The organism is Micromonospora globbae (assembly GCF_003610785.1).
Lineage (GTDB): Bacteria > Actinomycetota > Actinomycetes > Mycobacteriales > Micromonosporaceae > Micromonospora > Micromonospora globbae.
Genome location: NZ_RAQQ01000002.1, coordinates 104422 through 126434, shown reverse-complemented (window position 1 = coordinate 126434; position 22013 = coordinate 104422). Strand labels below are relative to the sequence as shown.

General features: G+C 75.5%; 21 protein-coding genes and 2 pseudogenes. 11 read left to right on the top strand and 12 right to left on the bottom strand.

What is annotated here, in order from left to right; translation table 11 throughout:
* Positions 1-18: 18 nt before the first annotated feature.
* The gene (locus tag D7I43_RS02970) at positions 19-765 is read right to left on the bottom strand and encodes an ArsR/SmtB family transcription factor (RefSeq protein WP_120326806.1); all 747 of its coding nucleotides are present in this window, start codon (positions 763-765) and stop codon (positions 19-21) included.
* A gap of 119 nt (positions 766-884) precedes the next feature.
* Here D7I43_RS02970 and D7I43_RS02965 point away from each other — a divergent pair, with 119 nt between their 5' ends.
* Positions 885-3113 carry a family 43 glycosylhydrolase gene (locus tag D7I43_RS02965; RefSeq protein WP_120326805.1) on the top strand — a complete coding sequence of 743 codons (2229 nt, stop codon included), beginning with the start codon at positions 885-887 and terminating at the stop codon, positions 3111-3113.
* Between the two features lie 52 nt (positions 3114-3165).
* Here the strand turns inward: D7I43_RS02965 and D7I43_RS02960 are convergent, their stop codons facing one another.
* Entirely contained in the window at positions 3166-3675 is a 510-nt protein-coding gene (locus D7I43_RS02960) for a 2'-5' RNA ligase family protein (RefSeq protein ID WP_120327072.1), read from the bottom strand.
* Positions 3676-3831: 156 nt separating this feature from the next.
* Here D7I43_RS02960 and D7I43_RS02955 point away from each other — a divergent pair.
* Positions 3832-5535, top strand: a pseudogene (locus D7I43_RS02955) (DEAD/DEAH box helicase); the annotation flags it as partial.
* A 185-nt stretch (positions 5536-5720) separates the two neighbouring features.
* Here D7I43_RS02955 and lon read toward each other — a convergent pair.
* From lon to D7I43_RS02930, 5 genes are all read right to left on the bottom strand, one after another.
* A complete protein-coding gene (lon, locus tag D7I43_RS02950; RefSeq protein WP_120326804.1) occupies positions 5721-8057 on the bottom strand; it encodes an endopeptidase La in 2337 nt (778 codons plus the stop codon).
* 38 nt (positions 8058-8095) lie between these two features.
* Positions 8096-8359, bottom strand: a complete 264-nt coding sequence (locus tag D7I43_RS02945) for a hypothetical protein (protein WP_120326803.1) — start codon at positions 8357-8359, stop codon at positions 8096-8098.
* Between the two features lie 15 nt (positions 8360-8374).
* Positions 8375-9505: a putative manganese transporter gene (locus D7I43_RS02940; protein ID WP_120326802.1), complete on the bottom strand. Its 1131-nt coding sequence runs from the start codon at positions 9503-9505 to the stop codon at positions 8375-8377.
* 69 nt (positions 9506-9574) lie between these two features.
* Positions 9575-10444 (bottom strand): manganese catalase, encoded by an 870-nt coding sequence (locus D7I43_RS02935; RefSeq protein WP_120326801.1) that lies wholly within the window; start codon positions 10442-10444, stop codon positions 9575-9577.
* An 88-nt stretch (positions 10445-10532) separates the two neighbouring features.
* A complete protein-coding gene (locus D7I43_RS02930) occupies positions 10533-11267 on the bottom strand; it encodes a sensor histidine kinase (RefSeq protein WP_147427223.1) in 735 nt (244 codons plus the stop codon).
* A 67-nt stretch (positions 11268-11334) separates the two neighbouring features.
* Between D7I43_RS02930 and D7I43_RS02925 the strand changes: the two genes are divergently transcribed.
* Together D7I43_RS02925 and D7I43_RS02920 are read left to right on the top strand one after the other, a co-directional pair.
* The gene (locus D7I43_RS02925) at positions 11335-11976 is read left to right on the top strand and encodes a response regulator transcription factor (protein ID WP_120326799.1); all 642 of its coding nucleotides are present in this window, start codon (positions 11335-11337) and stop codon (positions 11974-11976) included.
* A 232-nt stretch (positions 11977-12208) separates the two neighbouring features.
* On the top strand, positions 12209-12553 hold the full coding sequence (locus D7I43_RS02920; RefSeq protein ID WP_120326798.1) for a histone-like nucleoid-structuring protein Lsr2: 345 nt from the start codon (positions 12209-12211) through the stop codon (positions 12551-12553).
* A 220-nt stretch (positions 12554-12773) separates the two neighbouring features.
* On the opposite strand, the gene D7I43_RS02915 is transcribed toward D7I43_RS02920, so the two are convergent.
* Together D7I43_RS02915 and D7I43_RS02910 are read right to left on the bottom strand one after the other, a co-directional pair.
* Positions 12774-14060 carry a hypothetical protein gene (locus D7I43_RS02915; RefSeq protein ID WP_120326797.1) on the bottom strand — a complete coding sequence of 429 codons (1287 nt, stop codon included), beginning with the start codon at positions 14058-14060 and terminating at the stop codon, positions 12774-12776.
* Positions 14061-14433: 373 nt separating this feature from the next.
* Positions 14434-15315 carry a DUF2726 domain-containing protein gene (locus D7I43_RS02910; RefSeq protein WP_120326796.1) on the bottom strand — a complete coding sequence of 294 codons (882 nt, stop codon included), beginning with the start codon at positions 15313-15315 and terminating at the stop codon, positions 14434-14436.
* Between the two features lie 185 nt (positions 15316-15500).
* On the opposite strand from D7I43_RS02910, the gene D7I43_RS02905 reads away from it, so the two are divergent.
* Genes D7I43_RS02905 through D7I43_RS02885 form a run of 5 tightly spaced genes read left to right on the top strand, consistent with a single transcriptional unit; the run spans position 15501 to position 17950 of the window.
* Positions 15501-15683, top strand: a complete 183-nt coding sequence (locus tag D7I43_RS02905; protein ID WP_120326795.1) for a hypothetical protein — start codon at positions 15501-15503, stop codon at positions 15681-15683.
* Between the two features lie 15 nt (positions 15684-15698).
* Positions 15699-16034: an Asp23/Gls24 family envelope stress response protein gene (locus tag D7I43_RS02900; RefSeq protein WP_120326794.1), complete on the top strand. Its 336-nt coding sequence runs from the start codon at positions 15699-15701 to the stop codon at positions 16032-16034.
* Between the two features lie 21 nt (positions 16035-16055).
* On the top strand, positions 16056-16571 hold the full coding sequence (locus D7I43_RS02895; RefSeq protein ID WP_120326793.1) for a DUF6286 domain-containing protein: 516 nt from the start codon (positions 16056-16058) through the stop codon (positions 16569-16571).
* Positions 16568-17209 (top strand): hypothetical protein, encoded by a 642-nt coding sequence (locus tag D7I43_RS02890; RefSeq protein WP_120326792.1) that lies wholly within the window; start codon positions 16568-16570, stop codon positions 17207-17209. The genes D7I43_RS02895 and D7I43_RS02890 overlap by 4 nt, the downstream gene beginning before the upstream one ends.
* A 12-nt stretch (positions 17210-17221) precedes the next feature.
* Positions 17222-17950 carry a helical backbone metal receptor gene (locus D7I43_RS02885; RefSeq protein ID WP_120326791.1) on the top strand — a complete coding sequence of 243 codons (729 nt, stop codon included), beginning with the start codon at positions 17222-17224 and terminating at the stop codon, positions 17948-17950.
* Between the two features lie 84 nt (positions 17951-18034).
* Here D7I43_RS02885 and D7I43_RS02880 read toward each other — a convergent pair whose 3' ends face one another.
* Both D7I43_RS02880 and D7I43_RS02875 read right to left on the bottom strand, forming a co-directional pair.
* On the bottom strand, positions 18035-19000 hold the full coding sequence (locus D7I43_RS02880; RefSeq protein WP_275670807.1) for a TerC family protein: 966 nt from the start codon (positions 18998-19000) through the stop codon (positions 18035-18037).
* A 287-nt stretch (positions 19001-19287) separates the two neighbouring features.
* Complete coding sequence (locus D7I43_RS02875; protein WP_120327071.1) at positions 19288-19980, bottom strand: CBS domain-containing protein; 693 nt, start codon at positions 19978-19980, stop codon at positions 19288-19290.
* A gap of 217 nt (positions 19981-20197) precedes the next feature.
* Here D7I43_RS02875 and D7I43_RS02870 point away from each other — a divergent pair, with 217 nt between their 5' ends.
* Complete coding sequence (locus D7I43_RS02870) at positions 20198-20755, top strand: DoxX family membrane protein (protein WP_192902048.1); 558 nt, start codon at positions 20198-20200, stop codon at positions 20753-20755.
* Positions 20756-20936: 181 nt separating this feature from the next.
* Positions 20937-21329 carry an FKBP-type peptidyl-prolyl cis-trans isomerase gene (locus D7I43_RS02865; protein WP_120326789.1) on the top strand — a complete coding sequence of 131 codons (393 nt, stop codon included), beginning with the start codon at positions 20937-20939 and terminating at the stop codon, positions 21327-21329.
* A gap of 355 nt (positions 21330-21684) precedes the next feature.
* Here D7I43_RS02865 and D7I43_RS34235 read toward each other — a convergent pair.
* Positions 21685-21999: pseudogene (locus tag D7I43_RS34235) on the bottom strand (STAS domain-containing protein); the annotation flags it as partial.
* Positions 22000-22013: the final 14 nt, after the last annotated feature.

Below are 22013 nucleotides of genomic sequence, written 5' to 3'. Positions count from 1 at the left end.
GGTCCGGTTGCCGCCGGGTCAGGCGCGGCCGCCGCCGGTGTCGGGCGCGGCGGGCGGGGCGAGGTCGTCCGACGCGAGGTCGAGGGCGGCGGCGAGCGCCGGGCCGCCGGCTGGGGTGAGGCGTACGGCGCGGCCGGCGCCCCGGGCGAGCCAGCCCAGCTCGAACAGGCGGTCGCAGAGCGCGGCGCCGAGGGCGCCGGAGAGGTGGGGACGGCGTTCGGTCCAGTCGAGACAGTCGCGCAGCAGGGGGCGGCGGGCGGACCGCAGCTGGACGACGGGCAGCCCCAGGTCGGCGCACCACGCGATCCCGGCCGGGGTGAGCGCCAGCCCACCGGCCCGGTCGAGCAGGCCGCCGCGCAGCAGCGCGTCGTGCACCAGCACACCGAGCCGCCCGGCCAGGTGGTCGTAGCAGGTGCGGGCGTACGCCAGGGCGGCACCGGCCCGGGCGGCGCGCAGCGACCGGGCCGGCGGCGCGGGCGCGGACACCCGCCCGGCGAGGTCCTCGATGAGCTGCGCCACGCCCGGGTCGGCCAGCCGGAGGTAGCGGTGCCGCCCCTGCCGTTCCTGCACGAGCAGGCCGCCCTCGACGAGGCGGCTGAGGTGGTCGCTCGCCGTGGACGGGGCGACGCCGGCGGTCCGGGCCAGTTCGCCCGCCGTCCAGGCCCGGCCGTCGAGCAGGGCGAGGCAGATCCGGGCCCGGGTGGTGTCGGCCAGCAACGTGGCGAGCTGGGCCAGGGCCGGCGCGTCGGCGGTCGCGGTGTGCATCCGCCCATGCTGGCACGGCGACGTTTCGGTGGTGGCCGACAGTCTTTACAACGTTGTATGCATCGTTGTAGGAAGGGACGCGAGTCACACCGACGTCCACTCCACGCGAGGCAGGTCTGATGGGACATCTCCGCCGCGGCGGCGCACTCGCCGCCACACTCGGTCTGCTGCTGGCGGGTTCCGCCGCCGCGCCGGCCGCCGCCGAACCCCGATCCGCCGTCCCCTACCGCAACCCGATATCGGCCGGCGTGGGCGACACGTTCGCCGACCCGGTGATCGTGCGCGGTGACGACGGCTACTGGTACGCCTACGGCACCACCGACCCGCTGCGCGAGGGCGAGCGGAGCTTCCACCGCGTGCCCACGGCCCGCTCCGCCGACCTGGTCGACTGGACGTACGTCGGTGACGCGTTCGGCCCCGACCAACGCCCGCCGTACGCGGCTCCCGGCGCCGCCTACTGGGCGCCGGACGTGCGCCGCATCGGCGACCGCTACGTCATGTACATGACGGTCACCGACACCACCGTCTCGCCCGAGGGCAGCGACTACGCCATCGGCGCCGCCACCGCGCCCACCCCCACCGGCCCGTGGACGTTCGCCGACGAGCCGGTGGTCGCGCCCCGCCCCGGCGGCGGCGGGGGTTACCTGTGGACCATCGACCCCAGCCAGTTCACCGACACCGACGGCACGAGCTACCTCTACTACGGCAGCTACTACGGCGGTGTCTCGGTCACCGAACTCTCCCCCGACGGGCTGCGCGCCGTCGGCACGCCCACGCTGGTCGCCATCGACAACAAGTTCGAGGGCACCTACGTGCTGCGCCACGACGGCTGGTACTACCTCTTCGCGTCCACCGCGAACTGCTGCGCCGGCCCCGCCACCGGCTACTCGGTGCAGGTCGGCCGCGCCCGCAGTCCCCGCGGGCCGTTCCTGGACCGCGACGGCGTCCCGCTCACCGCCTCCCGCACCGGCGGCACCCCGGTGCTCACGCAGAACGGCAACCGCTGGATCGGCACCGGCCACAACGGATTCCTCACCGACCTGTCCGGGCAGGACTGGATCGTCTACCACGCCATCGACCGCGCCGACCCGTACCTCGACGAGCCGTTCGGCATCAACGAGCGGCCGATGCTGCTCGACCGGCTGGACTGGATCGACGGCTGGCCCACCGTGAACGCCGGCGCCGGTCCCTCCGACGGGACGCGGCCGGCGCCGGTGACCACCGGCCCGGTCGACGAGCGGTTCGACCGCGCCGGCCTGGCCGGCTGGCGGCGGATCGGCGGCGACTGGCGCGTCGCCGACGGCCGGCTGACCGGCGGCGGGACGCTCACCAGCCGTACGACGGTGGGCGGCGACGTGCGGGCGGAGGCCGACCTGCGGCTGACCGGCGCGCGCAGCGCGGGGATCACCCTGGCCGACCGGGTCGAGGTCCGCGTCGACGCGGCGGCCGGCGCCCTGGTGGCCCGCGACGGCCGCCGGACGGCGAGCGCGCCGCTGCCCGCCGGGTTCGACCCCGCCCACCGGCACAACCTGGCCGTCGAGGTACGCGGCCGGCAGCTCGTGGCCGAACTCAGCCCGGCGCGGCTCGGTGACCAGGTGGCCGTGGTGGAGCTGCGGCTGGAGCGCCCGGTGGCCGGGCGGATCACCCTGCGCGCCGACGGCGGCACGGCCGAGTTCGACAACGTGAGCGCCGTCCGGCTGTTCCAGCCGGTCCGGGCCGCCGTGCCGGCGCCCCGGGTCGGGCGGGAGCTGGTCGCCTACTCCGACGAGTTCGCCGACGGCCTCGGGCCGGCCTGGAGCTGGATCCGCGAGGACCCGGCGGCGACCGTGGCCGGCGGCGCGCTGCGCTGGCCCACGCAGGCCGCGGACCTCACCGGCACCGGCAACACGGCGAGCGTGCTGCTGCGCGACGCGCCGGCCGGCGACTACGTGGTGGAGACGAAGGTGACCCTCGACCTCGGCGAGGAGACCGTCCGCAACTACCAGCAGGCCGGCCTCGTCGCGTACGTCGACGACGACCGGTTCGCCCGGCTGGCCCAGGTGGCGATCTGGAACACCCGGCAGGTGGAGTACGGCTACGAGCTGCCGTTCGCGGGGCAGCCGGTGTACGGCGGCACCATCGTCGGCACCCCGGCCACCACGACCTGGCTGCGGCTGGCGCACCGCGTCGACCCGGCCAACGGCGAGCACGAGTTCCGGGCGGCCTCCAGCCGCGACGGGCGGCACTGGACCTGGGGTGGCGTCTGGACCTTCCCGGCCGACACCACGCCCCGGATCGGCCTGGTCGCCCACGGCGGGAACCAGCCGCCGGTGACCGCCGAGTTCGACTACGTGCGGTTCTACCGCTGAGCGTGTCCGCAGGGGCCCCTTCCGGACGCGTGCGATCCGGGAGGGGCCCCGGTCACGCGAACCGCCGCACGGTGCGCGTGGCGCTGTCGTAGCTGCGCGCCGCCACGAACTCCCCGGCCGGGCGGTCCGCACCGACCACCGCCCGGGCGCGGCGGCGGTCGGCGTCGCCGAACCGCAGCGCCAGGCTGAGGTGCGGGATCCACCGTCCGGGCAGGTGCCACGGGCGCGGCCCCGGCGCGCCGGCGAGCACGTCCCAGACCGCTCCGTGCAGGGCCAGCAGCTGCGGCGCGGGCCGGACCAGCCAGACCAGCGGGGCGCTGCCGTCGAGCACCGCCACCCGGTCGACGGTCGCGGGCACGGGCAGCGCCGCGTCGAACAGGTCGGCGAGGCGCGCCGCGGCGCCGGGCGGGAACGCGTCCACGGTGGCGAGGGTCAGGTGCGGCCGGTTGGTCGGATGCGTGTTGCGGGCGAGGCTCGGAAGGCCGGTCGCGGCCAGCCGGTCCCACGCCGCCCGCACCGCGGCGTCCAGCGCCGGCGCGCAGAGCAGTTCGACCGTACGCACCCGCTCACGGTAGCCGCGCCGCCCGGCGTAGCCGGTCGCCGCCGCGGCCCGGCCCTCCCCGTGTGCGCGCGTCGCGATCTCCGACCGGATGGCGTCCGGGGCGGGTTGTGACCGGTCGGCGCGGCGGGCCCGGGGCGGTGATGAAAGGCTTGTCACATGAGCTCGGCACAGAACCACCCCACCGGCCCGGACAGCGACGACGCGAACGGCTTCGCGGAGCTGGGGCTCCGCCGGGAGCTGCTCGGCGCGCTGTCCGCCCTCGGCTACGAGGAGCCCACCCCGATCCAGCGCGAGGCGATCCCGCCGCTGCTGGCCGGCCGGGACCTGCTCGGCCAGGCGGCGACCGGCACCGGCAAGACCGCCGCCTTCGCGCTGCCCCTGCTCCAGCGGATGCCGGCCGGCCGCGACGACGGCGACCCGGTGGCGCTCGTGCTGGTGCCGACCCGGGAACTGGCGGTCCAGGTCTCCGAGGCGTTCCACCGGTACGGCCGGGAGCTGGGCACCCGCGTGCTGCCGATCTACGGCGGGCAGCCGATCGGGCGGCAGCTGCGGGCCCTGGACGCCGGCGTCGACGTGGTCGTGGCCACGCCGGGCCGTGCCCTGGACCACATCGCGCGGGACACGCTGCGGCTGGGCGGGCTGGCCACGGTCGTGCTCGACGAGGCCGACGAGATGCTGGACATGGGTTTCGCCGAGGACATCGAGGCGATCCTGGAGCACGCGCCCGCGCAGCGGCAGACGGTGCTGTTCTCGGCCACCATGCCGTCGCGCATCGACGGGATGGCCCGCCAGCACCTCACCGACCCGGTCCGCATCCAGATCGAGCGCGAGCAGCCGGTCGCCGGGGAGGCGCCCCGCGTACGCCAGAGCGCCTACCTGGTGGCGCGGGCGCACAAGCCGGCGGCGCTGGGCCGGGTGCTGGACGTGGAGTCCCCCACCGCGGCCATCGTTTTCTGCCGTAGCCGGGAGGAGGTGGACCGGCTCACCGAGACGATGAACGGCCGCGGCTACCGGGCCGAGGCCCTGCACGGCGGCATGAGCCAGGAGCAGCGGGACCGGGTGATGGGACGGCTGCGGGCCGGTACGGCCGACCTGCTGGTCGCCACCGACGTGGCCGCCCGCGGTCTGGACGTGGAGCAGCTCACGCACGTCGTCAACTACGACGTGCCGTCCGCCCCGGAGTCGTACGTGCACCGCATCGGGCGGGTGGGCCGGGCCGGGCGGGAGGGGGTGGCGATCACCCTCGCCGAGCCGCGGGAGCACCGGATGCTCAAGACGATCGAGCGGGTCACCGGCCAGCGGATCGCCATCGACACCATCCCGACGGTGGCCGACCTGCGGACGCGCCGGCTGGAGCTGACCCAGGCGGCGCTGCGGGAGAGCCTGCTCGAGGACGACCTGGAGCCGTTCCGGGTGATCGTGGAGTCGCTCACCGACGAGTTCGACCTCATGGAGGTGGCCCTCGCCGCCGTGAAGCTGGCCCACGAGGCGACCTCGCCCGGCGCGGACGACGAGGAGGAGATCCCCCAGGTGTCGCTGCGCGGCCCGCGCGAGGGCGCCCGGGGCGAGCGGCGCGGCGGTGGCCGCCCCCGCCCGGGCGGCACCACGCAGGTCTTCGTGGGGCTCGGCCGGCGCGCCGGGGTGCGCCCGCAGGACCTGGTCGGGGCGATCACCGGGGAGACGCGGGTGAGCGGCCGGGACATCGGCTCGATCGAGATCGCCGACCGGTTCTCACTCGTGGAGGTGCCCCACGACGTCGCCGACGAGGTGATCGCGGGGCTGCGGGCCAGCACCATCAAGGGCCGCAAGGCGACCGTCCGCCGCGACCGCGACGGCGACGACCGGGACCGGCGGGAGCGGGCGTACGGCGGCGACCGCCGGGAGCGCCCCTACGGCGGCGACCGCCGCGACCGGCCGTTCGGTGGCGACCGGCGGGACCGGCCGTACGGTGGCGACCGGCGCGACCGCGACGGCCGCGGTCGTCCCTGACGGATGTCACGACGGGGCCCCTGCCGACGTGTCGACAGGGGCCCCTCCGTGCCGGGTCAGGCGGCGGCGAGCGCCGGGCCGTCCAGCGACTCCGCCTCGATGTCGGCCGGGCGCAGCGCCAGGGCGAGCACGTCGGCGACGTCCGAGAGCGTGTGGATGGTCAGCGCCTCGCGGACCTCGGTGGGCAGGTCGTCCAGGTCCGGCTCGTTGCGCTTCGGGATGATGACCTCGGTCAGGCCGGCCCGGTGCGCGGCGAGCAGCTTCTGCTTCACGCCGCCGATGGGCAGCACCCGCCCGGAGAGGGTCACCTCACCGGTCATCCCGAACTCCGGGCGTACCGGCCGGCCGCTGGCCAGCGACGCGAGCGCCGTGACCATGGTGATGCCGGCGCTCGGGCCGTCCTTGGGGACCGCGCCCGCCGGCACGTGCAGGTGGATCCGCCGCCCGGCGAGGGCGTTCGGGTCCAGCCCGAGCCGGCGCCCGTTGGAGCGCAGGTACGACAGCGCGATGTGCGCGGACTCCTTCATCACGTCGCCGAGCTGGCCGGTGAGGGTCAGCCCCGGCTCGCCCTCCATGCTGGTGGCCTCGATGAAGAGCACGTCGCCGCCCGCGCCGGTGACCGCGAGACCCGTGGCCACGCCCGGCACGGCGGTACGCTCCGCCGACTCCGGGGTGAACTTCGGCCGGCCCAGGTAGCGGGCCAGGTTGTCGGTGTCCACCCGGACCGGGGTCGGGTCGGTGGCCAGCGCGACCGCCACCTTGCGGAGGATCTTCGCGAGGGCCCGCTCCAGCTGCCGGACGCCGGCCTCGCGGGTGTACTCCCCCGCGATCCGGGCCAGGGCCTCGTCGGAGACGGTCACCTCGTCGGCGGTCAGCCCAGCCCGCTCCCGCTGCCGGGGCAGCAGGTGGTCCCGGGCGATGGCCACCTTCTCGTCCTCGGTGTACCCGTCGAGCGTGACCAGCTCCATGCGGTCCAGCAGCGGGCCGGGGATGGTCTCCACCACGTTCGCGGTGGCCAGGAACAGCACGTCGGACAGGTCGAGGTCGACCTCCAGGTAGTGGTCCCGGAAAGTGTGGTTCTGCGCCGGGTCGAGCACCTCCAGCAGGGCGGCGGCCGGGTCGCCGGCGTAGCCGGCGGCCAGCTTGTCGACCTCGTCGAGGAGCACGACCGGGTTCATCGAGCCCGCCTCGCGCAGGGCGCGGACGATGCGGCCGGGCAGCGCGCCGACGTAGGTGCGCCGGTGCCCGCGGATCTCGGCCTCGTCCCGCACGCCGCCGAGGGAGACGCGGACGAAGTTGCGGCCGAGCGCCCGGGCGACGGACTCGCCGAGGCTCGTCTTGCCCACACCGGGCGGGCCGGCGAGGGCGAGCACGGCGCCGGAGCCGCGTCCGCCGACGACGCCGAGGTTGCGCTCGGCGCGGCGGTTGCGCACGGCCAGGTACTCGAGGATGCGGTCCTTCACGTCGGTCAGGCCGGCGTGGTCGGCGTCGAGCACGGCGCGGGCCGCGGCCAGGTCGGTGTTGTCCGTGGTACGCGTGTTCCACGGCATCTCGAGGACGGTGTCCAGCCACGTCCGGATCCAGCCCGCCTCCGGGGAGGCGTCACTGGCCCGTTCGAGCTTGCCGACCTCGCGCAGCGCCGCCTCGCGCACCTTCTCGGGCAGGTCGGCGGCCTCGACGCGGGCCCGGTAGTCGGCCGAGCCGTCCGGCTCGTCCTCGCCGAGTTCCTTGCGGATCGCGGCGAGCTGCTGGCGCAGCAGGAACTCCCGCTGCGACTTCTCCAGCCCCTCGCGCACGTCGTTGTTGATCTGCTCGGTGACCTCCTGCTCGGCCAGGTGCTCCTTCACCCAGCCGACAAGCAGCTCCAGCCGGGCGGTGACGTCCGGCGCGGCGAGCAGCTCGGCCTTCTGCTCCAGGGTCAGCCAGGGCGCGTACCCGGCGGAGTCGGCCAGCTCGGAGAGGTCGGTCATGCGCTCCATCGCGTCGATGACCTGCCAGGCGCCCCGCTGCTGGAGCACCGAGGTCATCAGGGCGCGGTACTCGCGGGCCAGTTCCCGGGCGCGGCCGGCGGGCGCGGGTTCGGGGACCTCGGTGGCCTCCACCCAGAGCGCCGCGCCGGGGCCGGGCACGCCGGAGCCGATGCGGGCGCGGGACAGACCGCGGACGACGGCCGCCGGCTCGCCGCTGGGCAGCCGGCCGACCTTCTCGATGGTGGCGACCGTGCCGACCGGGCCGTAGTCGCCGTCGAGGCGGGGCACGGCCAGGAGCTTGCGGTCGCCGGTCGCGCGGGCCGCGTCGACCGCGGCCTGGGTGGTCGGGTCGAGGGTCACCGGGATGACCATGCCGGGCAGCAGCACGGCGTCGGTCAGGGGAAGTACCGGAAGAGTTGCCATCGAACACCTGCTATCGCATTGAGTTGAGCGTGTCAGACTCAAGTCACAAAGCGTTCCCTTTCTTCCGGGGTGTGAGCCAGACCACTCGTCGTCCCGGCGCGCGGCGCGGGGAACAGCAGTTCCCGCAGCAGCGGCCCGCCCCCGGCGAGCGCCACCGCGAGCGGGATCGCGGCGCAGGTGAGCGCCAGGGCGACGACCGTCCAGACGGGCATCCCGGCGCCCGCCGCGGCCAGGGTCAGCGCGGCGCAGACGGCCAGCTTCACCCGCGTACGGGCGATGGGGACGAACGGATGCGAGGACATGGGTTCTCCTTCCGGTCAGAGCAGGAGCAGCAGCGCGGCGCCGACGGCGGCGGCCGGAATCGTGGTGATCACGGTGGCCAGCGCGGCCGAGTGCCGCCGCAACGCGGCGAGCGGGATCAGGGCGTCGCCGTCCTGGCTGATGGCGTTGGCCACGAGGGTCGGCAGCGGGATGCCGCCGCTGACGTACAGGCCGGTGAAGACGATCTGCACGGCGCAGCCGGGGATCAGTCCGATCCCGGCGCCGACCAGCACGCCGAGCAGCCCGGTCAGGGCGAGCTGGGAGCCGTCGAAGCCGGTCGTCGTCGTGAACACCTGCCAGCCGACGTACGCCACGGCCACCCAGACGGTGACGAACGACGCCTCGTGCGCGCTGTGCCGCAGCGTCGCCCGGAACGAGGTGGGCTGCGCCGTCTCCAGGCTGTCGTCGGCGAGCCGCCCCCGGCCGGCCGCGAAGATGAGCACCGCGACGAGGGTGCCGAGCACGCCCAGCGCGAGGTACGGGTCGACGCCGCCGAAGGCGCGGGTCAGCACGCCCGGGTCGACCATCTGGAACACCACCGGAACCGACACCGCGAACGCGGGCGTCGTCAGCCCCCAGAACGCCGTGGAGGCGGGCACCCGGGGCAGCAGCCCGCCGAGCAGCCGGCGGGACGCGGCCAGGTCGGGCCCGCCGACCATCGCCAGGGCGTCCGCCGGGGCGGGTCCGGCGAGTCCGGCCGGCTCCGGGCGGGCGGCCCGGCGGCGCGGGGCGCGGACCGGGTCGATGCCGAGCGCGTCCACGACGTAGCCGGTGACCAGACCCACCGCGAACAGCAACGCGTGGATCTTGAGCGCGAACGCGGGGTTCCAGGCGAGCACCACCCAGGACGAGTCGCCCATGGTCGCGGCCAGCGCCGCGACGACGGTGCCGAACGACACCTTGCGGCGCGCGTAGAGCGGCATCAGCACGATGGCGCCACCGCAGCCGGGGCTGACGCCGAGCAGCGCCCCCACGAGCGGACCGAGCCGGGGCCGGCTGGTCAGCCCGTCGGTGACCCGGTCGCCGTAGCGCCAGCGCAGCCAGCCGAAGAGCGCCACCATGACGGCGACGTAGACACCCACCTGCATGAACGCGTCGGCGAGCGGGCGGAGCACGAGTTCGGTCACGGCACACCTCCTTCGGTACGGGTGCGGCCGGGCCGCCACCCGGCGGTCGGGCGGCCCGGCGCGGGGACGTCAGGTGAGTTCGCTCCTGGCCCTGTCGGCGGCCCTGCCGGCCATGCCCGGGTTGGTGCCGTACAGGCGCGGGTCGCCGGGCGGCAGCACCGGCTCCGGCGCGTGCGGGCGCGGGCTGCCCTCGTACCGGAACCGGCCCTTCCCGTCGGGGGACGGCCCCGACGCCCAGCGGCCCTCGGCCGCGTCGCCGTCCGGGGAGAAGTCGAGGTACGTGTAGCCGAACTGCTCGGTGAGGTCGCCGGAGTCCGGGAAGGCGTCGGGCACCGGCATCTCCTCCAGGCCGTCCTCCTTCAGCTGTTCGATGGCCGCCATCCACATGTTCTGGTGCATGGTGTCCCGGGCCAGCAGGAAGCGGAGCATCTGCTTGACGCCCGGGTCGCCGGTCATGTTGAACAGGCGGGCGACCTGCAGCCGCCCCTGCGCCTCGGCGGTGACGTTCAGCTGGAAGTCGGCCATCAGGTTGCCGCTCGCGGTGATGAAGTTGCCGTTCCACGGCACCCCGGCGCTGTCCACGGGCAGCGCCCCGCCACCGCCGTGGATGAGGTGCGCGGGGTTCGACCCGCCGTAGACGGCGGCCACCATGGGGTTGTCCTCGGCCGCCTCCTGCAGCGACAGCGGCGCGTTCTCCAGCAGCCGGGTGATCATGGTGGCGATCATCTCGACGTGGCCCATCTCCTCGGTGCCGACGTCGAGGAGGAGGTCCTTGTACTTGCCCGGCAGCCGGCAGTTCCACCCCTGGTAGAGGTACTGGTTGGCGACGGTCATCTCGCCCCACTTGCCGCCCAGGATCTCCTGTAGGCGACGGGCGAACGCGGCGTCCGGACCGTCCGGCTTGGCCTCGAACTGCAGGTCCTTCATGTGGGTGAACATGTGTCCCTCCTCGGTACCGGGCTCACCTGGTACCGAGGACACTTCCCGCGCCGCTGGCCCAGCCGGGCCAATCGGCGACCCCGCCGGGTCAACCGGCGTGGCGGAGGACCGGACGGCGCACCTCCAGCGCCACGCCGCGCGGGTGGAGCCGGTGCACGTGCAGCGCGCCACCGTCGGCCGCGACGATCTGCCGGACGATCCACAACCCCAGCCCGGACATCCCGGCGGAGGGCTCCGGCCGGCGCAGCGCGTCGAGCAGCGCCGGATCGACGCGCCCCTCGTCGGTCACCAACAGGCTGAGATGGGAGCCGCGCAGGGCCGCGTACAGCCCCACCTGCCCGTCGGCGGGCCCGTGCCGCAGCGCGTTCTCCACGAGGTTCACCAGCACCTGCCGGGTGCGCCCGGCCGGTACGGGGAACCGTGCCGCTCCCCGGGTGGCCCGCGCCCGGCGGCGGTGCGCGGGCACCAGCGCGGCGGCCTCGCGGAGGATCCCGGCCAGCGGCACGGCGGGCTCCGGCTCCGCGGCCCGGGCCAGCGCGCCCGTGCCGGCGGTGGCGTCGCGCAACAGCGCCTGCAGGTGTACGGCCTGGTCGCGGGCCAGTTGGGTGATCGCGCGCCGGTCCTCGCCGCTCAGCTCACGGTGGTCGTCGGCCAGCGCCCGGGTCAGCGAGGTGAGCGTGCTGACGGGGGTGCGGAACTCGTGACAGAGGACCCGGAGCATCAGCTCGTGGTCGGTACGCGTCGCCCGTTCGCCGTCCGTGCCACCCGGCCCGATCCGCCGGAAACCCCGCAACAGCCCCTGCAACCCGTGCCGTCCACGCATCCGCCCCGACTCCCCTCGTACCGGCGCGTACCCGCATGATCGGTACCCGCTCGGGAACGGACCAGACATGCCCGACGCACCCACCATCCGACTCGTCGTCGTGGACGACCACCCACTCTTCGTCCGGGGCCTCGAACTGCTGCTGCCCGCCGCCACCGACAAGCGGGCCGAGGTGGTGGCCTCCACCGGGGACGCGTCGGCGGCCGCCTCGCTCGTGGCCCGCTGCCAGCCGGACCTGGCCCTGGTCGACCTGCACATGCCGCCGCCGGGCGGCATCCGCGCGGTGGCCGCCATCCGGCGGACCTCGCCCCGGGTGCGGGTGGTGGCGATGTCCGGCGACGACGACCCGGCCCCGGCGCTGGAGGCGCTGCGCGCCGGCGCCGAGGGGTACCTGCCGAAGAGCAGCGAGCCGGAGGAGCTGATGCGGCCGCTGGTGGCCATCCTCGACGGCTGGGCGGTGCTGCCGTCGGAGCTGCTGCGCGGGCTGCTCCGGCCGTCCCGCGTCGCCCCGATCGACCTCGACACCGAGGAGCGTCGACTGCTGCGGGCCATCGCGAGCGGGCGGAGCACCGTGGAGATCGCCGAGCACCTGCACGTGTCCGAACGCACGGTGAAGAGGATGACGGCGGCGCTGCTGCGGAAACTGCGCGTCACCACACGGGCCGAGGCCGCCGCGCTCGCCGGTCACGCGGGGCTGCTCGGCGAATAGGCGCCTTTGCCGACCTCGTCGCACGGCTCCCCGGTGATTGCCGTGACAACGGTCCCCGGCGGGAGCGATTCGGCGTGCCGCCGATCCCACGGGGCCGGATTCCGCGCCTCGACACCTGTTATTGATGATGGGAAAACGCGACCCGGTAATGGAGAGGGCCGTATTCTTGCGGCTTAGCCGGAGCGTACGTCAAACTTTGGACACACCAGCCCCAGACAGGGAGTAATCGGCGATGGCCAGAAAAGTAATCACGGTGCTGACCGACGACCTCGATGGCGGAAAGGCCGACCGGACGGTCGAGTTCAGCCTCGACGGCGTCGCCTACACGATCGACCTCTCCGACGAGAACACCGGAGTGCTGCGAAAGGCGCTCGACCCGTACATCAGCGCCGGTCGGCGAATCGGGCGCGGGACGACGGAGAGCGTCCGCACCGCGCGCCGCCCCGCGCGCGGCGGCGCCACCATGGATCGGGAACAGAACCGCGCCATCCGGGAATGGGCCGCCAAGAACGGTTACCGGATCTCGGAGCGGGGCCGGATTCCCGTCGAGGTCGTCGAGGCGTACAAGAACCGTTGAGTCCGGGCGGGTCGCGCCGGCCACCCGGCCGCGGCGCGCACCCGCGAGCGCCTGAGGTCGGCCGGCCCGCGGGGGCCGGCCGACGCGTTGCCGGCCCCCGCCGACGCCACACACGCGGCCGGGCCGACCGGGGCTGTCCCGGTCGGCCCGGCCGCGCCGCGCTCCGGTGACCCGGCCACCGCCCGGCTGACCCTGCCGCGACCCACCGCCGCGGAGCGGCTCAGTTGACCTGGATGCGCACCGCGTCGAAGGCGGGGGTCTGGTTGGCCCGCTCCATCATCGGCAGCCGGTGCGAGCCGTCGCCGGCCCAGACCGCGCACTGCGCCGTTCCGGACTCGGGCAGACCGGGCACCTGGATGGTCACCTCGTCCGGCTCGGCGCCGCCCCCGCCGTCCTCGGTGGCGACGAAGAAGGCCGGCACCTCCTGCGGCTCCGGCGGGGTGTCGAGGCTGTCGAGCATCCGGCAGGCGGTGTGGAAGTGCCCGCGCACCAGCCCCTGCTCGTTGAGCAGGGAACTCTCCACGTAGTACCCGCCCTGCCCCGCCGGGAGGAAGCGGTCCCGGACGAGGTTCCGCGTGCTCACCCGCAGGGTGAACGGCTGGTTCGCGCCGATCTCCTGCGGGAAGTCGGTGATCAGCAGCGAGGGGTTGTTCGCGGCGGCGCCGACCTCGCCGAAGGCCGTGCTCACGCAGCGGTTGCCGTTCTGGAAGCCGTCGTGCGGCTGCAGGCGGCTGTCGTCGCAGTCGTTGGCGAGGACGTCCAGGCCCGAGCCCGGGCCGCCGTTGTTCCCGCCGCCGTTGTTGCCACCGCCGTTGTTGCCACCACCGTTGTTGCCACCGCCGTTGTTCCCGCCACCGTTGTTGCCACCGCCGTTGCTGCCGCCGTTGTCGCCGCCCACCGGGGCGACCTGGCACTCGGCGAGCCGCGCCAGGTTCTGCGGACGCGGGCCGAACCGGTCGATGGCCGTCGTGATCCGCGCCAGCGTCGCCCGGCGCTTGCTGGCCAGCGGCTGGAGGATGGCGGAACGGACGAACTGCTCACCCCGGCTGCCCTCGGCCGCCAGCCGCCGGTCGGCCTCGGCGATCTGGGCCTGCAACTGGCTCAGGTTGCGCTCGACCTCGGCGCGGGCCCGGCGCGGCACCTCCGGCAGCTCGCCCGCCACGTCCGGGCAGGCGATCGCGGAACCGCCGGAGCCGCTGCCGCCGCCGGAGCCCTCCTGGCACTCCCGCATCGACTGCTGCCCGTCGCCCCAGTGGTTGCGCACCCACCGGCCGTCCTGCCACGTACGGGAGGTGGAGTCCCGCCCGCCGGGCGCCGTGGCGCCGGGACTGGGCTGCACGCAGGAACCCGCGACCGGCCGGGTGCCACCGGGCCGCCGGTCCTCGGCCGACGAGATCTGGGTCACGGCCACGATCCCGCCGAAGACGGCGAGCGTGCCGACGACGGCCAGCAGCCGCTTGCTCCGCGCGTTGCCGGACGACCGGCGCGCCCGTGTGGACCTGCGCATCGAATTGTTCTCCTTCACGATCCGGTGGTGGATCCGTGCCCTCGGCGGACCGTCGGAATTGCACGGGCACGCCACGCCTGAGGTAGCCGCGAGCGCGCCGCGACACGTCGATGACCGACGATGCCTTTCCGCACCGTCTCCCGCCTCCGGTGCCGCGGACGGGGGGAGATCCTGTCCATTCCCGCTGGAGTACGGAACGCCGGAGCCCACGGTTCAACCGGTCGGCGGAAAATTGTTGCCGGCGCGTGCCGGCCGGATGTCGGGTGGCACCGGGGCACGCCTCACCCGGCCGGGCCACGGCGCCGCGTCACGGTCACCGGAATAGGCGATGTCCCGCCGGGGCGCCGTGGTGACCGCCCGCGTACGAGAAACGTCAGTCCGCGCAGAGGTGCGCGAAACCGAATCCACCCACCATCTCGTCGTGGCGATCCTTCAACGCGAGGATGTCGGCCCGCAGCGCGTCACGGGTCGTGACCCCGGGTAGCCCACCGTCCAGGTCGCGCAGCCGCTCACCGACGGCGACCGCCGCGAGGTCCTCGGCGAGGCGCGCCGGGTCGATCCCGCAGGAGAACCCCTGTTCCCACACCGACACCCGCTCCACGAGGCAGGCTCCGGGCCGGACCTCCACCCAGCTCCACCCCTCGGCGGGCCCACCGCTCCACCGCACGTGCAGGCCACGGACGATCGGGTCGGCCAGCCGGCGCGACACGTACGCGTCGAGGGCGGCGACCCGGGCCAGCGCCCCCAGGTCGTTGACGTGCCCGGTCCGCCCGTCCGGCAGCCGGCCCAGGATCTCCCGGAAGCCGACCGGCGCGGGCTCGTCGGGGTCGGCCGGTGCGGTGGCGGCGGCGTAGGCGCGGGCGTCGAGGACGTACTCGACCAGGCGGCGCCCGTGGTCGGCGGCCCGCAGGGTGGACGACTCGATGCGTAGCACCGGCAGCCCCGCCGCGGCGGCGACGGCGGCCTTCATCCGTTCGGCGCGCTGCGCGGGTGAGCCGGGCGGCGCCGCGGCGGCGAACTCGACGGCGACGAGCGGGCGGCCGGAGTCGCCGGAGCACACGACGAGGTCGTACGCCTCCCGGCTCGCCGTGCTCCACTGGTGCCCGGTGACACCCGCCGGACGGCCCTGCACGAGTTCGGCGAGCCGGTGCGCGGCGTACACGGGATGACCGGCACGGGTGAAGAGCGGAGCCCGCCCGCCCGCCACGGGCAGCGTCCGCAGCAGAACGCCCTCGTCAGTGCCGGTGATCGTCATCCGCCTGGTCCATCCGCCGATCGGTCGCCGGCGCCGAGTCTAGGGGGTGGATCATGGTGGCGGCTCGGCCGGTCCGGCCATCCTCCCGCCGCTGATTGTGACGTGGATCACACGGTCGCCACGTTCCCGCCGGGGCGGAGCGTGTATCCAGATCCGCGCCGGTCACGTGCCGGCCGGGAGGTGGCATGTCACGACAGCAGTTCGGCTTTCTCGCCGGCTTCCTCGTGGTGGCGGTCTGGGCGGCGGCCGGTCTCCGCGTCGCCGCGCTCGCGGTGCTCGCCGGGCTCGTCGGGTGGATCGTCGTGCGCGTGCTGGACGGGGCCCCCGCCTCGACGGGCCTCGGTGACCGGGCCGTCCGGCGGCGGTGACCGACGGGAGGGGCGATGACCGACCCGACGGACCGGGGCCCGACGAGGATCGCCCCGGAGGCGGTCGCCCGGATCTGCGCCCGGGCGGCCCGGCAGGTCGCCGGGGTGCACGCGCTGGTGGGCGTACCGGCCCGGCCGCACGGCGTCGCGGTCCGCCTCGACGACCACGCGGCGAGCGTCGACGTCGACGTGGTCACCTGGTACGGCCGCCCGGTGCCGACCGTCGCCGACGCGATCCGCGACGCGGTGATCGGCGAGGTGGAGGCCGTGACGGGGCTGACCGTACGGGAGGTCACCGTGACCGTGGACGACGTCGTCGTGCCGGGCGTGGACCCGCCGGCGCCGGCGTGACCGGCGCCGCCGGGACCTGAGATGCGGACCGCCAACCGCCTGGCCACCCTGCTGCTCGCCGTCGCCCTGCTGGCCGGCGGCGTCCTGCTCGCCGTCGAGGCGCTGCTCGCCGCGGCGGGCCGGCCGGCGCTGCTCACCGACGCCGGGGGCTGGGCCGCGACCCTGGGCGACACCCGGTGGGACGACCCGGCCGTACGCGTGTCGGCGCTCGTCCTCCTCCTGGTCGGGCTGGCCGTCCTCGCCGCCGAACTGCGGCGGTGGTCGCCCCAGCGGCTGGACGCCGGAGACGGCTGGCACCTGCACCGCCGCTCGACGGAGCGCCGGCTCGCCGCCGCGGCCGGTTCGGTGCCGGGCGTGCACCGGGCGCGGGTCCGGGTACGCCGGCGCGGCGGCCACTGGTGGCCGCGGGTGGTGGCCACCGGCGACCCGGCCACCCGGGCCGAGGTCGAGTTCGCCGTACGGCAGGAGCTGCACCGGCTCACGGCGTACCGCCCCGACCGGGTCGAGGTGCGCCTCTCCCGCCGGAGGGAGGCATGAGCAACGCCGCGCACCGGGTGCTCTGGACCGCGCTGGCGCTGCTGCTCGTCGCGGCCGGCGGCGTCGCGCTGGCGCTGAACCTCGGTCTGCTGCCCGGAGTCGAGCCCGGCGACGTGATCCTGGGCGCGGGACTGCGCCGCGCCTGGCGGCTCGCCGCACCGTGGAGCGCCCTCGCCGCGGCGGCCGCCGGTCTCCTCGCCGCCGCCGGCGGGCTGTGGCTGCTGCGGCGGGAGCTGCGCGCCGCCCGCGGGGCGTGGCACGGCACCCTCGCCCGCCCCGGTCGGCGTGGACGGACACGCCTGGCCGCCGCGCCCCTGGCCCGCGCGCTGGAGCGCGACCTCACCGGGGATCCGCGGGTCCGCCGCGCCCGCGTGGTGCTGACCGGCGACCCGCCGCGGCCCGACCTGTGGGTCCGGGTGGAGATCGCCGCCGACGCGCGGACGGCCGGTCTGCGCGAGCACGTGGGCACGGCCATCCGCCGGTACGCCGACACCGCGGGCTGCCGCCCCGCGCACCTGGACGTCACCGCCCGCCTCGACGCCGCCCCCGGTCCCGTCCACGTCGCCGCGTCCGGCAGGATCGTGCCTCGGGAGACGTCGTGGCTCCGCCCGGATCGGCGGGGGTCGCGAGGGCCGTGAGGGAGGTGCGCGGTGCGGGTGGTGTCCCTGGTGCCGTCGCTGACCGAGGCGGTGGCCGTCACCCTGCCCGGGGTGCTCGTGGGCGCCACCGACTGGTGCACCCACCCGCCCGGGCTCGACGTGCCCCGGGTGGGCGGCACCAAGTACCCGGACCTGGAACGCGTGCTGGCGCTGCGACCGGACCTCGTCCTGCTCAACGTCGAGGAGAACCGCCGCGTGGACGCCGACGCGCTGACCGCGGCCGGGGTGCCCGTACGCGTCACCTATCCCCGTACGGTCCCGGAGGCGCTCGCCGAACTGGCCGACCTGCTCGCCGCCCTGGGCGCGGCGGAGGAGCCCGCCTGGCTGCGTACCGCCCGCCGCGCCTGGGCCGACCCGCCGCGGCTGACGCCGGCACGTCGCGCGGTCGTGCCCGTCTGGCGCCGGCCCTGGGTGGTCCTGGGCGCCGACACGTTCGCCGGGGACGTGCTGCGCCGGCTCGGGGTGCGCAACGCGTACGACGGGCACCCCGAGCGCTATCCCCGCCCCGACCTCGCCGCGCTGCGCGAGGCCGGCCCGGAACTCGTGGTGCTCCCCGACGAGCCGTACCGCTTCACCGCCACGGACGGCCCGGAGGCCTTCCCCGGCACGCCGTGCGCGCTGCTGTCCGGACGGCACCTGACCTGGTACGGCCCGTCCCTCGCCGAGGCGCCGGCGGTCCTCGCCGACCAGCTGGCCCGGCCGGTGACGCACCCGGCCTGACCGGCCGCTCGGGCCGGGCACCTCCCGGGCGGGCCTGACCGGCCACTCGCGCTGAACGCCCCCGGCGGTCGGCCGGACCGGCCGCTAGGGCTGTGCGCCGCCCGGTGGCTGGCCGGCCCGGCTGGCGCGGCGGCGTCCCCGGCGCCCGGACAGCACGCTCCAGACGATCGACACCGACAGGGTCAGCACCACCACCGCGAAGGTGAGCCAGATCGGCAGCTTCCCCACCGGCGTCTCGGCCAGGATCAGCTTCAGCCCGGCGAAGCCCAGCAGGAGCGCCACGCCGTAGCGCAGGTAGCCGAAGTGCCGCAGCAGCCCCGCCAGGCAGAAGTAGAGGCTGCGCAGGCCGAGCACCGCGAACGCGTTCGCCGTCCAGACGAGGAACGTGTCGGTCGTGATGGCGAGGATCGCGGCCACCGAGTCGATCGCGAAGACCACGTCGGTCGCCTCGATGGCGACCAGCGCCACCAGCAGGAGGGTGGCCCGGCGGCGCCCCGCCGTGCGGACGGTGAACCGGTCACCGTGGTAGGCGGGGTCCGTCGGCACGACCCGGCGGAACAACCGGACCACGACGTTGCGCCCCGGGTCCACGTCCGGCTTCCCGCGTACGGCGAGCCGCCAGCCGGTCCAGATGAGGAACGCGCCGAGCACCACACCCGCCCAGGCCAGCCGCTGCAGCAGCTGCGCGCCGGCCACGATGAAGACCAGCCGGAACAGCAGCGCGCCGACCACGCCCCAGAACAGCACCTTGTGCTGGTAGCCCGCCGGCACGCGGAAGTAGCCGAAGAGCAGGGCGAACACGAAGACGTTGTCCACCGACAGCGCCTTCTCCAGCAGGTAGCCGGAGAAGTACGCCACGGCCGGGTCGCCCCCGCGCCACAGCCAGACGAACACGCCGAACAGGACCCCGGCGCCGATCCAGACGGCGCTCCAGACCAGCGCCTCGCGCAGCTCGATGACGTGGTTGTCCCGGTGCGAGAGCATGTCCACCGCGAGCATCACGGCGATGACCGCGCTCACCGCGGCCCACGCCCAGACCGGCGCCGACAACGTCGCCTCGCCCACCCGGCGCCCTCCGCATCGACCGCCTCACCGGGGTGCCGCTCCCGCCGCTCGCCGCGAAGTTCCGGAGCACAGGGGCGCTTTTCGAGCCTAGGCCAGCGGCGGGGCCGGCGAGCCGGCTCCGCCGAGATCCCCGCCGCCCGCGGCCGGGGTGCGGCGGCCGGTCCAGGGTCCGCCTCACGCGACCGGGTGGGCGGGTGGCGGGCGGGTCTCGCGGCGGCCCGGGTGGGGATCGGCCCCAAGGCGAGCCCGGCGGCCGCCGCGACCCGGGAGTCTCACGCCACGGGCGTCACCCCGCCCGCCTCCACGAGGGCCGTGTCGTCGGCGTCGAACACGATCCGGTTCGACACCCGGACCACACCGCTGACCTGGGCCGCGAGCCGGCCCGCGAGGTCGGCGGCGGACCGCCGGTCGACCCGGCCGGCCAGGGTGACCTCACCGGCGCGGACCTGGACGGTGACCAGCCCGTCCCGCACGGCGAGGATCCGGTGCAGCACCTCCTGCACGACGTCCTCGCGGATCGCGGCGTCGCTGCGCAGATGCACCCGCAGCAGGTCGCCGCGGGTCACGATGCCGACCAGCCGACCGAGGTCGTCGAGCACCGGCAGTCGCTTCACCTGCTCGCGGTCCATCGTGCGGGCCGCGGCCGGCAGTGACGCCTCGGCGTACGTCGTGACGGGCGGGGCCGTCATCAGATCGCGGGCGAGCAGCGCACCCGCCTTGCCGTGGGCGCCGCGCCGCCGTCGGCTCTCGAAGATCCGCCGCCGCTCCGGCTCGCCCGTGTGCTCGATCTTGTGCAGCAGGTCCGCCTCGGACACCACGCCGAGCACCCGGCGGAACCCGTCGACCACCGGCACCCCGCTGATCCCCCGCCGCACCAGCACGTCGACGATCTCCCGGTACGTCGTCGCCTCCCGCACCGTCGCGACGTCCCCCGTCATCACGTCGCCCACCTGCCACGTCCTCATCACGTCCTCCTCACCGCTGTCCACCCACGACGCTATGGCCGGAGCGCGCCGTCGGTCAGGGCCGACGGTCCGTGCCGGTCGGCCCGGCCGACCCGGGCGGGAACGGGACCAAGGACCCGGTCGAGGCGGGCCCGCTCGGCCCTGTCCGGGCCGGGCCGCCGAACGGTCCACTGGAGACGTCACCGGACAAGCGCCGTGAGGACGGACGAGAAGGGACGTGGAGACGATGACCGCGACGACTGGGCGGACGACCGCCGGTCCCGCCGCTGTGCCGGCCGGAACGACCCGGGAGAGGGCGGTCCGCTACCTGCACGCCGGCCTCCGCCTGGCCCTGGGCTGGGTGTTCCTCTGGGCCTTCCTCGACAAGCTGTTCGGGCTGGGTCTGGCCACCGAGGGCAAGGACGCCTGGATCGACGGCGGCAGCCCCACGAAGGGCTTCCTCGCCTTCGGCGCCACCGGCCCGTTCGAGGGCTTCTACGGCGGGATCGCGGGCGCGGCCTGGGCGGACTGGCTGTTCATGCTCGGCCTGGCCGCCATCGGCACGGCCCTCGTGCTGGGGATCGGCGTCCGGATCGCGGCGGTCACCGGCGGGCTGCTCCTGGTCATGATGTGGACGGCCGTCCTGCCTCCGGAGAACAACCCGTTCATGGACGACCACCTGATCTACGCGGCCGTGCTGGCGCTCCTCGCCCTCGTGAACGCGGGCGACACGCTCGGCCTCGGCCGGGTCTGGGCGGCGCTCCCCGTCGTCCGGCGGTTCCCCTGGCTGCGCTGACCTCGCTCCCTCCCCCGCCCGGCGGGCGTCACCCCCGAGGTGACGCCCGCCGGCGTCGGTCGCGTGAGGCCGGTCTGCGGACGGGCACACGGGCCGGTCGGCGGGCTGCCGCACACGCGCCCGCCGCCGTCGGGCAGGATCGGGGCTGACCGGAACAGGACGGACGGCAGGAGAATCCCGGATGAACCAGCCAGCAGGTGCCCGCTCGGGCAAGCCCGAGGTCGCGCCGATCGAGGGAGCGCCCCCGGCCGACCTCGTGATCGAGGACATCACCGTGGGCGAGGGCCCGCAGGCCCAGCCGGGTCAGCTGGCCACCGTGCACTACGTGGGCGTCGGACACTCCACGGGACGCGAGTTCGACTCGTCCTGGAACCGGGGCGAGCCGTTCGAGTTCCCGCTCGGCGGCGGGCAGGTCATCGCGGGCTGGGACGCCGGCGTGGTCGGGATGCGGGTCGGCGGCCGTCGCCGGCTGGTCATCCCGCCGCACCTGGGGTACGGAGACCGTGGCGCGGCCGGGGTCATCCGTCCCGGCGAGACGCTGATCTTCGTGGTGGACCTGCTCGGCGTACGCTGAGCCCACGCCTCGGGGCCGTCGACCGACCGTCGGCGGCCCCTCGTGCGTACGCCGCCGCGGTGCGCGGCCCCGGACCCGGCGGCCGTCGGTCCTGGTGGCCTCAGGCGGCCAGCAGCACCGGCTGAGGCGGCTCCGGCCGGGCCGGCGCGGACCGATCCGGGCCGCCCGACGACGGCTGCGCAGCGGCCACGGCCACGCTGGGCTGTGGGGCTGGAGCTGCCACGGTCGGCTGCGCCGCGGCCACGGCCGCGGTCGGCTGTGGGGCTGCCACGGCCACGGTCGGCTGCGCGGTGGCCACGGCGGCCGTCGGCCGTGGCGTGGTGGCCGGCGAGGCGGACGCGGGCCCGGACGTCTCCACCACCGGGATGACCCGGTGCAGACCGGTCACCCGGAGCACCCGCGCCACCACCGGCTCGGGATCGACCAGCACGAGCTCGCCCCCGCGAGTGCGCACCCGCCGATGAGCGGCGACCAGGGCCCGGACGCCGGCGGCGGAGAGCAGCCGGACCCCGGACAGGTGCAGCCGCAGCACGGGACGCGCGGGCGCGGCCCAGAGGGCGGAGCGCAACGCACCCACCGTGGCGATGTCGATCTCGCCCACGGCGTGCACGTCCACGCCGTGGTCGCCCACGCTGACCCGCACGTGGAAGCGGTCGCTGCGCTCTCCCATACTGCTGAATCTAG

Coding starts and splice junctions, on each gene's coding strand:
- D7I43_RS02965 (WP_120326805.1), top strand. CDS start 885: ATGGGACATCTCCGCCGCGGCGGCGCACTCGCCGCCACACTCGGTCTG.
- D7I43_RS02945 (WP_120326803.1), bottom strand. CDS start 8,359: ATGTCCTCGCATCCGTTCGTCCCCATCGCCCGTACGCGGGTGAAGCTG.
- lon (WP_120326804.1), bottom strand. CDS start 8,057: ATGGCAACTCTTCCGGTACTTCCCCTGACCGACGCCGTGCTGCTGCCC.
- D7I43_RS02925 (WP_120326799.1), top strand. CDS start 11,335: ATGCCCGACGCACCCACCATCCGACTCGTCGTCGTGGACGACCACCCA.
- D7I43_RS02935 (WP_120326801.1), bottom strand. CDS start 10,444: ATGTTCACCCACATGAAGGACCTGCAGTTCGAGGCCAAGCCGGACGGT.
- D7I43_RS02920 (WP_120326798.1), top strand. CDS start 12,209: ATGGCCAGAAAAGTAATCACGGTGCTGACCGACGACCTCGATGGCGGA.
- D7I43_RS02915 (WP_120326797.1), bottom strand. CDS start 14,060: ATGCGCAGGTCCACACGGGCGCGCCGGTCGTCCGGCAACGCGCGGAGC.
- D7I43_RS02890 (WP_120326792.1), top strand. CDS start 16,568: ATGAGCAACGCCGCGCACCGGGTGCTCTGGACCGCGCTGGCGCTGCTG.
- D7I43_RS02900 (WP_120326794.1), top strand. CDS start 15,699: ATGACCGACCCGACGGACCGGGGCCCGACGAGGATCGCCCCGGAGGCG.
- D7I43_RS02930 (WP_147427223.1), bottom strand. CDS start 11,267: ATGCGTGGACGGCACGGGTTGCAGGGGCTGTTGCGGGGTTTCCGGCGG.
- D7I43_RS02970 (WP_120326806.1), bottom strand. CDS start 765: ATGCACACCGCGACCGCCGACGCGCCGGCCCTGGCCCAGCTCGCCACG.
- D7I43_RS02910 (WP_120326796.1), bottom strand. CDS start 15,315: ATGACGATCACCGGCACTGACGAGGGCGTTCTGCTGCGGACGCTGCCC.
- D7I43_RS02875 (WP_120327071.1), bottom strand. CDS start 19,980: ATGAGGACGTGGCAGGTGGGCGACGTGATGACGGGGGACGTCGCGACG.
- D7I43_RS02865 (WP_120326789.1), top strand. CDS start 20,937: ATGAACCAGCCAGCAGGTGCCCGCTCGGGCAAGCCCGAGGTCGCGCCG.
- D7I43_RS02905 (WP_120326795.1), top strand. CDS start 15,501: ATGTCACGACAGCAGTTCGGCTTTCTCGCCGGCTTCCTCGTGGTGGCG.
- D7I43_RS02895 (WP_120326793.1), top strand. CDS start 16,056: ATGCGGACCGCCAACCGCCTGGCCACCCTGCTGCTCGCCGTCGCCCTG.